We start from the raw sequence: 12,903 nt of genomic DNA, 5'->3' as shown, positions 1-12,903 counted from the left end.
CTTCCAAGGAGGGAAACGCGCATGCGCGGAAGTTTTGGCGATCGGCTGTTCGAGGCGGGCAACGTTGCGGCTTTGACGATCGTAAGCTTGATCTCGCTTTTTCCGATTTATTATACGGTCGTGCTTTCCTTCACCGACCCGGTCGAATATTACCGGCAGCCGCTCATCTTGTTCCCGACCGATTGGACGCTCGAGGCGTACCGGTATTTGATGTCGACCGATACGTTTCCGAACGCGATCCGCAACAGCGCCTTCCTGGCGACGGCCGGGACCGTCCTGAGCCTCATCGTCACGTCCGGGCTCGCCTACGCCGTATCGCGGAAACGGCTCCGGTTCCGCCGGGTCATCCTGTTCGCCGTCCTGTTCACGATGCTGTTCCAGCCGGGCCTCATCCCGTCTTACCTGGTCGTCCGGCAGCTCGGGTTGATCGACAGCATCTGGTCGCTCATCATCCCTTCCTTGACCGGAGGATGGTACGTGCTGCTCATGAAAGGGTTTTTCGACAGCATCCCGGACAGCTTGGAGGAGGCGGCCCGCATCGACGGGGCGAACGAAATCGGCATCTGGTTCCGCATCATTTTGCCGCTGTCGGTGCCCGCGCTCGTGGCGTTCGGACTGTTTTTCGCGGTCGGGTATTGGAACACGTTTTTCAACGCTGTCATGTACATCAACGATCAGCACAAATGGCCGCTCCAAGTGATTCTGCAAAATATGCTCGTCGATCCGAGCGCTTCGTCCAACGCCAACGTGGCCGATTTCCATACGAACCGGAAAATGCCGACGGAGACGCTCAAGATGGCCGCCGTCGTCATCGCCACGCTGCCGATCATGCTGGTGTATCCGTTCTTGCAGAAGCACTTTGCCAAAGGGGCAATGGTCGGCTCTGTCAAAGAATGATCACATACGTACAGGAATGATGTACAATGAAAAACAAGTACAGGAGGTCACCGCGACATGATCAAGAACAACAGCGGATGGAAAACCGCAGGCGCCGTCCTGCTCGGCGTATCGCTCGTCGCTTCGGCGTGCAGCTCCGGCGGCTCGCCGGGCGGCAAGGAAGGCGATTCGAAGGGGGCGGACACGGCTCCGGCCAAGGCGGACGTTACCGAAATTACGATGAACACGCTCAGCTATGCGACCGAGTTTCCCGACGACAACAACGCGATCGTGAAGGAGTTCGAGAAACGGACGAACACGAAGCTGAAAATCGACTGGGTGCCGACGACGACGGCGGAGGACAAATTCAACGTGCTGTACGCCTCCGGCAACCTGCCGGACTTGACGTTCGTCGAAGATTTGGGCAACCAGCAAATCCGCAACTTGATCAAGCAGGGCGTTTTTTGGGACTTGACGCCGTTTATTAAAGACTACAAGCATTTGTCCAACCCCGCATTGAAGGAAATGTGGGAAACGTCGAAGCTGCAGGGCAAAAACTACTCCGTCCCGCGCTTTTACCCGTCTCACGGCGGCGGCGTCTTCCCGATGCTGCGCAAAGATTGGCTGGACAAACTCGGGCTGAAGGTGCCCGAGACGATGGACCAATTGTTCGACGTGCTCAAGGCGTTCAAGGAGCGCGATCCGGACGGCAACGGCAAAGCCGACACGATTCCGTATTCGGCGAGCGCGGCGTACATGGGCTTTGTCTACAACGTGTATAACGATACGCAGGGAGCCTGGAAGCTGCGGGACGGCAAGCTCGTGCCGATCATTACCGAGGACGCGTCGCGCGAAGCGCTTCTATGGCTCAAAAAAGCGTACGACGCGGGGCTGTTCCCGCCCGATTTCGCGATCATGAAATTTTCCCAAATCAACGATACGCTGCAGGGCGGCAAGGCGGGCGGAGCCGGCTACGCCATGAACAACGCGCTCACGCGCACGGTCGAAATCCGCAAAATCGATCCGAACGCCGACTTGATTCCGCTGACGGCTCTGGCCGGCCCGCAAGGCAACAAATTCGTCCCGTCGGGGGCGCCGTTCTACGGCCACTTCCTTATTCCGAAAAAAGTGCCGGAGGCGAAGGTGAAAAAGCTGCTCGCCTTCCTCGACTACGGCTACAGCCCGGAAGGCAACGAGCTGGCCAACTACGGCGTCAAAGGCGTCCACTTCAAAGAGGAGAACGGCCTGAAGGTGCCGACCGAGCAGTTCAAGACGGATAAAGTGGAAGCCGGCTTCCAGTACATCTTCCTTAAGCTGAGCGACGAGCAGGTGCTGGGCGATCCGTCGACGACGTCGAAGGAGATTTACAGCCGGAATCAGAACATATTGAACGAACGCAAAAAAATCGTCGTGCCGAACCCGTCGTTCGGGCTCATCTCCGAGGCGAACACGAAGCTGATGCCGGACATCAAGCAGAAGGTCGACGACATGCGCGTCAAAGTCATTCTCGGCCAAGAAAAGATCGAAGCGTACGACGCCTTCATCGCCAAGCTGAAGGAAGACGCCAACCTGCAAAAAATCGTGAAAGAAATGAACGACGCTTACGCGGAGAAGGCCGCCGGGAAATGACGGCATGCCCGTACGGGCCGCGGTTCGCGTCAATGGGGAGACGGTGGTCCGGCCGAGAGCCGGGCGGCCGTCTTCGCCCGTTTTGCGGCGTTATTCGCCGGAGAGGGAAATCGGCCGCCTCTGACGAATACGTTATAGGGTAGCTTCGCGGTCGGAAGGGAACGAACGACATGTAAAACGGAAGGAAGCTTGCGACTTGAAACGAAACTTATCTTGGCCTGCCGCCGCCGCGCTGGCGATCGGCGTCACGGCGCTGTCCACCTCGGCGATTTTCGTCAAGCTGGCGGAGGCTCCTTCGGCCGCGATCGCGGCATGGCGGATGTCGATGACGGCGCTCCTGTTCGCCCCGCTGCTGCTCGCATCGAGCCGCAACCGGCGAGCGCTCGCTTCCATGAGCGGGCGCCAGTGGGGGTGGACGGCGCTGTCGGGCGTCATGCTCGCCGCCCATTACTTGCTATGGTTCGAATCGCTGCGGTATACGTCGGTGACCAGCTCGACCGTGCTCGTGACGCTGCAGCCGCTGTTCTCGTTCGCAGGGGCGTATCTGCTGTTCGGCGAACGGCTGAGCCGGCCCGCGATCGGCGGAGGGGTGCTCGCCGTAGCCGGCAGCTTCGTTATCGGCTGGGGCGACATGGAGGCGGGCGGACGAGCGCTGCTCGGCGACGCGATGGCGCTGCTCGGGGCGGGGGCGATCACGGCGTTTTTCCTGATCGGGCAGCGCCTCCGGGCGGAGCTGCCGCTTGCGGCGTTCTCGTTCGTCGCGTACGGCGCAAGCGGAGCGGCGCTGTTCGTCTATGCGCTCGCGGCCGGCGTCCCGCTCGCCGGGTACGCGCCGCGCGACTGGGCGCTGTTCGCGGCGCTTGCGGTCGTGCCGACGCTGCTCGGGCAGTCGGTGCTGAACGGCCTCGTCCATCGCGTCGGCGCCTCGACGATCTCGATGGCGATTTTGGGCGAGCCGGTCGGCACGTCGATCCTCGCCTACTTCGTCTTCGGGGAGCGGGTGACGGTCGAGCAGGCGGCGGGGGGAGCGATCGTCCTGATCGGGATCTTTATGTTCATGGCGAACGGAGCTGCGTCGGGCCGAGGAGATGCGGCATCGCATAAGGAGGAGGATGGGAAGGATGGAGACGGCGATTACGAGGAGGCCGAACGACGGAACGCCTTACGGGGCAAGGCTGCGCAAGCTGCGGGAGATGCTTGAGCGAACGGAGGCGGATGCCGTCGTCGTCGCGTCTTCGGCGAATTTGTACTATTTCACGGGCGTTTGGATCGATCCGCACGAGCGGCTCGTCGCGCTTGCCGTTCGGCGTGACGGCGATCCGGTGCTCGTCTCGCCCGATCTGCACCGGGGCGAGCTCGGCGGCGTCGGCCTCGACGCTCTCTACTGGCGCGACGGCGACGATGCCGCTTCGCTGCTGGCAGGGGCGCTCGGCGCAGCCGGCACGGTGGCGGTGGACGAGGCGTGGCCGAGCGGCCACCTGCTCGGTTTGATGCGCCACCGGCCGAACGTCCGCTGGACGGGCGGCGGCGGGCTGCTCGGCGCGCTTCGCCGGGTGAAGGACCGGTTCGAGCTCGACCTGCTGCGCGAATCGGCGGGGGCGGCGAACCGGGTCATGACGTCGTTTTTGCGACGCGTTCGGGCAGGTGCCCGCGAGGCGGAGCTGCTCGACGAGCTGATCGCGCTGTGGCGTGCCGAGGGCGTGCGCGAGCTGTCGTTCGACCCGACGGTAGCGGCGGGCGCGAACGGGGCGAACCCGCACCATGCGCCGGGCGACGCCGTCGTGCGCGACGGCGACTTCGTCGTCGTCGACACGGGCGGCAAGCTGCGGCATTACTGCTCCGACATGACCCGCACGGTCGCGGTCGGCGAGCCGTCGGCCGAGCAGCGCGACGTGTACGCGCTCGTGAAGGCGGCGCAGCGAGCCGGCATGCAGGCGGTGCGGCCCGGCGCGACGCTCGGCGACGTCGACCGCGCGGTGCGCGGCGTCATCGAGGCCGGCGGCTACGGCGCGTATTTTACGCACCGAACCGGTCACGGGCTCGGCATCGACATCCACGAGGAGCCGGCGGTCCAGGCGGGTAACGAGCTGCCGATCGAGCCCGGCATGGTATTCAGCATCGAGCCGGGCGTTTACTTGCCCGGGAAGTTCGGGGTCCGCATCGAGGACATCGTCATCGCGACCGAGGACGGCTGCGAGTCGTTGAACGCCGACGTGACGAAGGAGCTGCTCGTCTTGTAAGAGGCGGGGAGGTTGTAAAAAAACGGCCAAGGACGGCCGCGAGGGCCGTCTTTGGTCGTTTTTGTGTTACGCGGAAATAAGGTACATATGTACACTATACGGTTCAATCGGTGGGGGATTGGCGGAAATAAGGTACGTTTGTACACTATTTTGTCAGCACAAACACCGCCTGGCCGATTTTTCGCGGAAATAAGGTACATATGTACACTATACGGTTCAATCAGTGGGGGATTGGCGGAAATAAGGTACGTTTGTACACTATTTTGTCCGCACTAGCACCGCCTGACCGATTTTCGAGGAAATAAGGTACATTTGTACACGATCCGGCTCGATGGAAATAAGGTGCGTTTGCCTCCCCCCAAACCCGTCAATCCAGTCCGTACTGCCGCAGCTTGTAATACAGCGCCCCGCGCGATATGCCGAGCAGCCGCGCCGCTCCGGCTTTGTTGCCGTTCGTCCGCCGGAGCGCCTCCTCGATGCGCGTCCGCTCCATCTCCTCGGATTCGAGCGTCAGCGGGATCGCCGGCTGCGTCAGCCCCGACAGCGTCGTCATCCGGATCGACGCCGGCAAATCGGCGGCGGTCGCCTCCGCGCCGCGGGCGACGATCATGACGTGCTCCATCGCGTTTTTGAGCTGCGGCAAATTGCCGGGCCAGTCGTACATCGCGAGCGCCGCCATCGCCTCGGGATGGAGCGTCGGGACCGGCTTCTCCATCTGCTTCGCCGCTTCGCTCAGAAGCAGATGGCACAGCTGCGGCAAGTCCGCTTTCCGTTCGCGCAGCGGGGGAACGCGATACAGCTGGAACGCGTAAAACAGCTTCGCCAGCAGCGTACCCTCCTCGACGAACCGCTCCGCATCGTCCGGCACCGTAGCGAAGATGCGGCACGTCAGCGGGAGCGTCTCCGAGCCGCCCGACCGGGCGAAGGCACGCTCGGACAGCGCCGCGGCGAGCTTCTCCTGGGCCGGCGCGGGCATGAGGTGGATGTCCTTGATGTAGACGCTCCCGCCCGCCGCCGCCTCCAGCTTGCCGGGACGCTCGCTGCCGGCGTCGCCGTAAGGCCCGCCGGCGTAGCCGAACAGCTCCGTTTCGAGCAAACCGCCCGGCACCGCACCGCAGGCGACGGCGACGAACGGCCCGTTCGCTCCGCTCCGCCGATGAATCCACATCGCGATCGAACGCTTGCCCGCTCCCGCCTCGCCGGACAGCAGAAGCGGCACGTCGTGGGCCGCCATCAGCCGCACCTGCTCGTCCCGGTCGCCGGACGACGGCAGCACCGTATCGAGCCCGTTCGACTCCGCGTCCGGCTTCCGGTACAGCTCCTCGCTCATCCTCACGTAATTCGTAATGTCCCGCTCGATCGACACCGCCCCGAGAAGCGCGCCCGTCTCGTCCGTTACCGGCACCGCGTTCAAGATGACGTGGACGCCGGGCTTCGGCTCATGATACACGTCGCGCACGGGTGCGCCGCTCTCCATCACTTGGTACAGCATGACCGATTCCTTGCGGAAAAAATCGCCGATCCGTCTGCCGACGATATCCCCCCGGGCGATGCCGTAAAATCGCTCCGCCGCTTCGTTCCAATGCAGCACGACGCCGTTCGGATCGACCATCGTCACCGCGTCGCCGACCGATTCGAGCAAAGCGGCGAAAAACGGGTCCGCCCGCTTCGGCACGACCGAAATATCGTCCATACATCCGTTCCTCCCGCCGTTCTTTGAATCGATTATGGCAAAAAACGGAGAACGCCGCAAGTTGGGGTTGATTGTTCGGTGACATGTGTGTAAAATATAATCATAATATGTTTAAAATTAAACACATACACGAATACGTGTCCAATTTTAATCACAACGAGAGAGTGCGAGGTGGATCGCGATGGAGTCGATGATGAGAAACGCGCTTCTTTATTTGTCCAAAAACCGGATGGCCAACCGGACGGCCAAAAAATACGGCCTGCGCTTCGGAGCGAAGCGGTTCGTCGCGGGTGAAAGCGTTTCCGAAGCGATCGGGACGGTGAAGCGGCTGAACGAGCAGGGCATCGTCGCGACGCTCGACCATTTGGGAGAGTTCGTCGGCACGGTCGAGGAGGCCGAGCTTTCGACCGAGGCGTGTTTGCACACGCTCGACGAAATCGAGCGCTCGGGGGTGCGCTCCAACCTGTCGCTCAAGCTGACGCAGCTCGGGCTCGACTTGTCGCCGGAGCTGTGCCTCGCCAACATGCGCCGCATTTTGGACCGGGCTTCGGCCTACGGCAATTTCGTCCGCATCGACATGGAGGACTACGCGCACAATGAGCCGGCGATCGAGCTGTTCTGCAGGCTGAGGGAGCGGTACGGAGATACGGTCGGCCTCGTCATTCAGGCGTATTTGTACAAAAGCGAAGCCGATTTGGCGCGGCTTTCCGTCTATGCGCCCAACCTGCGGCTCGTGAAGGGCGCTTACAAGGAGCCGCCCGAGGTCGCCTACCCCGACAAGGCGGACGTGGACCGCAGCTTCATCAAGCTGATCGAAACCCATTTGGCCAACGGTCATTACGCGGCGGTGGCGACTCATGACGACAACGTGATCGAGCATACGATCGCGTTCGCCGCCCGCAACCGGATTCCGCTGTCGCAGTTCGAATTCCAGATGCTGTACGGCATCCGGCCGCAGCGCCAGCTCGAGCTGGCGAGCGCGGGATATACGATGCGGGTGTACGTCCCGTTCGGCAACGATTGGTACGGCTACTTCATGCGCCGGCTCGCGGAGCGCCCGGCCAACGTCGCGTTCGTCATGAAATCGATGTTCAAATCGTAACGGGATGTTTCTTTTCCTAATAACGAATTCGTTTCCTAAACCAAGGGAGGTTTTCCGCATGAGCATGATCGAATTCCGCAACGAACCGTTTACCGACTTTACCGTACCGGCCAACGCCCGGGCGATGGAGAGCGCGCTGCAATCGGTCAAAGCCGGGCTCGGACGCGCATACCCGCTCTACATCGACGGCGAAGCGGTCTTTACCGAACGGACGTCCGACTCGAAAAACCCGGGGCAAACGAGCCAAGTGGTCGGCGTCGTCTCCCAGGCCGACAAGACGCTCGCCGAGAACGCGATGCGCGCGGCCCGCTACGCGTTCGAAACGTGGCGGTTCGTCGAGCCGTCCGTCCGCGCGGGCTACTTGTTCAAGGCGGCGGCGATCATGCGCCGGCGCAAATTCGAATACGCGGCCTGGCTCGTTTACGAAGTCGGCAAAAACTGGGCGGAAGCCGACGCCGACGTGGCCGAAGCGATCGACTTCCTGGAATTTTACGGCCGGGAGGCGATCCGGCTCGGGCAGGACCAGCCGCTCGTCCCGCTGCCGGGCGAGGACAACCGGCTGACGTACATTCCGCTCGGCGTCGGCATCGTCATCTCGCCGTGGAACTTCCCGCTCGCCATCATGGCCGGGATGACGTCGGCCGCGATCGCGACCGGCAATACGGTGCTGCTCAAGCCGGCCTCGACGTCCCCCGTTATCGCCGCCAAGTTCGTCGAGCTGATGCGCGAGGTCGGGCTTCCCGCCGGCGTCCTCAATTTCGTTCCCGGCTCGGGGGCGGAAATCGGCGACTATCTTGTCGACCATCCGCACACCCGGTTCGTCTCGTTTACCGGCTCGCGCGACGTCGGACTGCGCATCCACGAGCGGCTAGGCAAGACGCATCCGGGCCAGCTGTGGATCAAACGTCTCGTCGCCGAGATGGGCGGCAAGGACGGCATCGTCGTCGACGCCTCCGCCGACCCGGAAGAAGCGGCGACGGCGATCGTCCAGTCGGCCTTCGGCTTCCAAGGGCAGAAATGCTCCGCCGGCTCGCGAGCCATCGTGCATCAGGACGTGTACGACGACGTGCTTCGGCGCATCGTCGAGAAGACGAAGGCGCTTGCCGTCGGGCTTCCGGAGACGAACGCCGCGATCGGTCCGGTTATCGACGAGCGGGCGTACGAGAAAATATTGGACTATATCGAAATCGGAAAAACGGAAGGACGGCTCGTCGCCGGAGGCGGCAAAGCGGCGGGGGAAGGGTACTACATCGAGCCGACCGTGTTCGCCGAAGTCGCAAGCGGCGCCCGCATCATGCAGGAGGAAATATTCGGACCCGTGCTCGCGGTGTGCAGGGCCGAGTCGTTCAAGCAGGCGGTGGACATTTTCAACAATACCGAGTACGGCTTGACCGGCGCCGTCTTCTCGTCGGACCGGAGCCAGCTCGAGTACGCTCGGCGCCATATGCATTGCGGCAACCTGTATTTCAACCGGAAATGCACCGGGGCGCTCGTCGGCGTCCACCCGTTCGGCGGGTTCAACATGTCCGGCACCGATTCGAAAGCCGGAGGACGCGACTATTTGCAGCTGTTCCTGCAGGCGAAGGTCGTTTCCGAAAAACTGTAAAGCCGATCGTCGGTCATCGAATCGTTTCCCCGGCACGCGGGCTCGCGGCCGGGGATTTCGTGCGGTTGCAACGGAACGGACGCGGCGGGGTACACTACGGGAAGGATCGCCAAAGGGCGAATCGCCGGAACATTTGCTGCACGGGCGACCGATTTCTGTTATCATTGGAATTGGTTGTCCAATCCACCGGGAGGGAGTCTCCGTTTTTCATGGCTAACATAACGTATACCGGCGTCCAGGACGTGAACGACGTCGTCGATTATTTTATGGCGAACGACGAGCATATGGTGAACAATCCGATTTTCGCCGAAAGCTCGAACGTCGCCATCCTGAAGCAGAGCTTGTTCAATTTGCTTTCGCGCGTCGAACACGAGAAAGATTTTCAGGATTTGCTTAACTATAAAAACCTGCTGTTCAACCAGCTCGTCCATTACTGCGATTCGATCGAAAGCATCGAGGGGCTGCGCGACGACCTGCACGAGCTGCTCGTTCACCGGATCTATACCGGGTCGGAGCTCAAAATTTTGACGTGGATCTACAAAGAGTCGTACGGGCACGAGCCGGACTTGAGCAACCCGGACGGCAATTCGCCGCAAGGCTTCCTTCGCTACTTGAAAATGAACTGCAAGCCCGACGTGACCGCGCATTTCATCGGATTGGCGCTGCAGCAGTACGTGCGTACGCAATATCCGGACGAAGCGTTCTACAAGGACGAGAACTTGTTCGGAGGCTGCTACAACTACATGACCGAGCTCGTCCTCGAGACGGAGGATTTGGAAAAGCTCGTCAAAACGGTGCAGGAGCAGCAGGAGGAGCTCGTCTGGCTGCGCGACCAGCTGATCGAGTCGGAGCAGAAGCTGCAGCAAAATCCAGAGGACGAAGCGACGACGCAGCGCCAGCAAAAGCTGATCGTCGATTTCATGACCGAGCGTCTGGAGATGGAGTTTTTGTCGCAGGTCATCATCCGCTTGTTCTAATAATCGAGTCGAACGAAAAGGAGCGCCGCCATGGACTGCATTTTTTGCAAAATCGTCAACGGGGACATCCCGTCCCAAAAAGTTTTCGAAAACGACCGCGTTCTCGCCTTCCGCGACATTCAGCCGGCGGCGCCGACCCACGTGCTCGTCATACCGAAGAAGCATATCGCCTCGATGAACGAGGCGCAGGACGAAGACGCCGAGCTGCTCGGGGAGCTGCTGCTCACCGCGAAGAAGGTGGCGGCCGAGCTCGGCATCGCCGAAAGCGGCTATCGTCTCGTCAACAACGTCGGGCCGAACGGAGGCCAGGTCGTGTACCATATCCACGTGCACATCCTGGGCGGAGAGAAGCTCGGAGGCTTGAACGTCAAGGCGTAAAACGGGGCCAACATCTGGGTACATCCGGGCAGGTTGACACCCCCTTTCGGTTTAACATATAATGTAGTTTGATAAACCGTGTTTTCGTCTTGGACGGTCTGTTCGGAGGGAGGGAAAACTAGTGTCCGAAACTCGTGTTCGCAAAAATGAAACCATCGATGCTGCACTTCGTCGCTTCAAGCGTTCCATTGCGAAAGACGGCGTCTTGGCGGAGGTCAAAAAGCGCAAACACTATGAGAAGCCTAGCGTGAAGCGCAAGAAGAAGTCGGAGGCCGCGCGCAAAAGAAAGTTTTAAGTTCTAGGAGGATTTCGTTTTCATGAGCTTAAGCGAACGATTGAACGAAGATATGAAGCAAGCGATGAAGAATCAGGACAAGTTCAAACTCTCCGTCATCCGTATGATTCGATCGGCGATTAAAAACGTTGAGATAGATCAAAAGAAGACGCTGGACGACAACGAAGTGCTGGATATTCTGAATCGCGAGATCAAGCAGCGCAAAGACTCCCTCCAAGAATTCGAAAAAGCGGGCCGGGACGATCTCGCCGAGACCGTCAAGAAAGAAATCGAAGTCATTGCCGTATACATGCCGCAGCAACTTACCGAGGAAGAAATTCATGCTATCGTGCAGCAGACCATCCAAGAAACCGGTGCATCTTCCAAAGCGGACATGGGCAAATTGATGAGCGCATTGATGCCGAAGGTGAAAGGCCGTGCCGACGGCAAGCTGGTAAATCAGCTCGTGCAGCAGCTTCTTTCTTGATAGCCGGATGAGCTAGACCTATACCGACCAAAAGCAAAAACAACACTCCCATCCGGGGTGTTTTTTTGTTTAATCCGTCATCCGTTCCGGCGATTCGCTGAAACATTATGCTCTCGCGTACGTAGAACAAACCAAAAGGATGTGCATAATGGCGGTAGCAGGTTTCGAGCCGCCATGGAAGGAGGAGCCATGTCGAACCGGTTATCGCGGCGCCCGCCGCGGCCGATGCTGCTCGCGCTCGCCCTCGTCGCGGTCGTGCTGGCGGGAGGCGTGCTGCTCGGCATCGGCGTGCAAGCCGCTTCCTCGGGGAAGTCGTCTACGCTGGCCGAGTCGCTGCCGGCCTCGTCCGGCAAACTCGTCTACGTCGTCCCCGTCAAGCAGACGGTCGAAAGCGGCTTGCAGCGCTTTCTCGAACGCGCTTTCGCCGAGGCGATCGAATCCGCGGCTTCGCTCGTCGTGCTCGACATCGACACGCTCGGCGGACGTCTCGATTCCGCCGAGCAGATCGGCGAGCTGATCCGCACGAGCCCGATCCCGACCGCCGCCTTCGTGAACGGCAGGGCGGTATCGGCCGGCAGCTACATCGCTCTGAACGCGGAGACGATCGTCATGACGCCCGGCAGCACGCTCGGGGCGGCGGCGGTCGTGGACGGAGCGGGCAACGAGGTGGAGAGCGCCAAAGTCGTATCGCATTGGGCGAGCGAAATGCGCGCCGCCGCCGAGCTGCGCGGACGCAACCCGGCCATCGCCGAAGGAATGGTCGATAAAAACGCCGTCGTCGACATGCCGCCGATCGGCCGGACGGCCGGCAAGGGCGAGATCGTTTCGCTGTCGGCGGAAGAGGCGGTGAAAGTCGGATACGCCGAGAAGATCGCCGACACGTTGGACGAGGCGATCGCGTTTCTCGGGATGAAAGGAGCGACGGTGGTCGAATTCGAGCCGAGCGGCGCGGAGAAGCTGGCCCGCTTTCTCGTTCACCCGGTCGTCATGACCGTGCTGCTGCTCGTCGGCATCGCCGGCGTCGCCATCGAGCTGCTCGTCCCCGGCTTCGGCTTGCCCGGCATACTCGGCTTGACCGGCTTCGCGCTTTACTTTTTCGGCCATTACGTGGCCGGATTCGCCGGCATCGAGCATATCGTGCTGTTCGTGGCGGGCGTCGTTCTGCTCGTCGCGGAGATGTTCGTCCCGAGCTTCGGCCTATTGGGCGTGCTCGGCATCGTGTCGATTATCGGCGGCGTCGTCATGGCCGCATTCGACACGGGGCATGCGCTGCTGTCGCTCGGCATCTCGACCGTGCTGGCCGCCGTCGTCGTCTACATCGTCGCCAGGCTGTTCAAGCGGCGGGGCATTTGGAACAAGTTTATTTTGCGCGACGAATTGAAGTCCGAGCTCGGCTACGTGTCGCACGATTCGAAGGAGCACTTGTTCGGGGCGCTCGGCACGTCCGTCACGCCGCTCCGGCCGGCGGGCACGGCGGAATTTTGGAGCGAACGGGTCGACGTCGAGACCGATGGCGAATTCGTCGAGCCGGGCCGAGCCGTTCAAGTGGTCAAGATCGAAGGGAACCGCGTAGTCGTCAAACCAGTATGAAGCGCTGGGGGAGAACTCCCGGCATGCTTCGAGGAGGAGACATAACCGACA

General features: G+C 61.2%; 12 protein-coding genes. 11 read left to right on the top strand and 1 reads right to left on the bottom strand.

Annotation, left to right across the window (positions count from 1 at the left end; all coding sequences use genetic code 11):
- Window positions 1-21: 21 nt before the first annotated feature.
- The 4 genes from DLM86_RS22915 to DLM86_RS22900 all read left to right on the top strand — a co-directional run bounded on the left by DLM86_RS22915 (window position 22) and on the right by DLM86_RS22900 (window position 4,745).
- Window positions 22-897, top strand: coding sequence for a carbohydrate ABC transporter permease (locus tag DLM86_RS22915; RefSeq protein ID WP_110842403.1), 876 nt, complete (start codon window positions 22-24; stop codon window positions 895-897).
- Window positions 898-954: 57 nt separating this feature from the next.
- Window positions 955-2,505, top strand: a complete 1,551-nt coding sequence (locus DLM86_RS22910) for an extracellular solute-binding protein (protein ID WP_110842402.1) — start codon at window positions 955-957, stop codon at window positions 2,503-2,505.
- 196 nt (window positions 2,506-2,701) lie between these two features.
- Entirely contained in the window at window positions 2,702-3,706 is a 1,005-nt protein-coding gene (locus DLM86_RS22905; protein ID WP_110842401.1) for a DMT family transporter, read from the top strand.
- Entirely contained in the window at window positions 3,627-4,745 is a 1,119-nt protein-coding gene (locus DLM86_RS22900; protein WP_158289622.1) for a M24 family metallopeptidase, read from the top strand. Before DLM86_RS22905 ends, DLM86_RS22900 begins: the two co-directional genes overlap by 80 nt.
- Before the next feature lie 367 nt (window positions 4,746-5,112).
- Here DLM86_RS22900 and DLM86_RS22895 read toward each other — a convergent pair whose 3' ends face one another.
- Window positions 5,113-6,438 carry a sigma 54-interacting transcriptional regulator gene (locus tag DLM86_RS22895; protein ID WP_110842399.1) on the bottom strand — a complete coding sequence of 442 codons (1,326 nt, stop codon included), beginning with the start codon at window positions 6,436-6,438 and terminating at the stop codon, window positions 5,113-5,115.
- A gap of 181 nt (window positions 6,439-6,619) precedes the next feature.
- Here DLM86_RS22895 and DLM86_RS22890 point away from each other — a divergent pair, with 181 nt between their 5' ends.
- The 7 genes from DLM86_RS22890 (at window position 6,620) to DLM86_RS22860 (ending at window position 12,852) form a co-directional block, all read left to right on the top strand.
- Window positions 6,620-7,540 (top strand): proline dehydrogenase family protein, encoded by a 921-nt coding sequence (locus DLM86_RS22890; RefSeq protein ID WP_110842398.1) that lies wholly within the window; start codon window positions 6,620-6,622, stop codon window positions 7,538-7,540.
- Between the two features lie 58 nt (window positions 7,541-7,598).
- Window positions 7,599-9,146: an L-glutamate gamma-semialdehyde dehydrogenase gene (gene pruA / locus DLM86_RS22885; RefSeq protein WP_110842397.1), complete on the top strand. Its 1,548-nt coding sequence runs from the start codon at window positions 7,599-7,601 to the stop codon at window positions 9,144-9,146.
- A 209-nt stretch (window positions 9,147-9,355) separates the two neighbouring features.
- Window positions 9,356-10,123 carry a hypothetical protein gene (locus DLM86_RS22880; RefSeq protein WP_110842396.1) on the top strand — a complete coding sequence of 256 codons (768 nt, stop codon included), beginning with the start codon at window positions 9,356-9,358 and terminating at the stop codon, window positions 10,121-10,123.
- 30 nt (window positions 10,124-10,153) lie between these two features.
- Entirely contained in the window at window positions 10,154-10,501 is a 348-nt protein-coding gene (locus DLM86_RS22875; RefSeq protein WP_110842395.1) for a histidine triad nucleotide-binding protein, read from the top strand.
- Window positions 10,502-10,622: 121 nt separating this feature from the next.
- Window positions 10,623-10,796: a 30S ribosomal protein S21 gene (gene rpsU, locus DLM86_RS22870; RefSeq protein ID WP_010491812.1), complete on the top strand. Its 174-nt coding sequence runs from the start codon at window positions 10,623-10,625 to the stop codon at window positions 10,794-10,796.
- Between the two features lie 22 nt (window positions 10,797-10,818).
- Window positions 10,819-11,262 carry a GatB/YqeY domain-containing protein gene (locus DLM86_RS22865; protein ID WP_110842394.1) on the top strand — a complete coding sequence of 148 codons (444 nt, stop codon included), beginning with the start codon at window positions 10,819-10,821 and terminating at the stop codon, window positions 11,260-11,262.
- 189 nt (window positions 11,263-11,451) lie between these two features.
- Complete coding sequence (locus DLM86_RS22860; RefSeq protein ID WP_110842393.1) at window positions 11,452-12,852, top strand: NfeD family protein; 1,401 nt, start codon at window positions 11,452-11,454, stop codon at window positions 12,850-12,852.
- Window positions 12,853-12,903 lie beyond the last annotated feature (51 nt).

Source organism: Paenibacillus flagellatus (assembly GCF_003217775.1).
Taxonomy (GTDB): domain Bacteria; phylum Bacillota; class Bacilli; order Paenibacillales; family NBRC-103111; genus Paenibacillus_AB; species Paenibacillus_AB flagellatus.
Note: the sequence above shows the minus strand (reverse complement) of the source record. Positions and strands in the feature narration are given on the sequence as shown.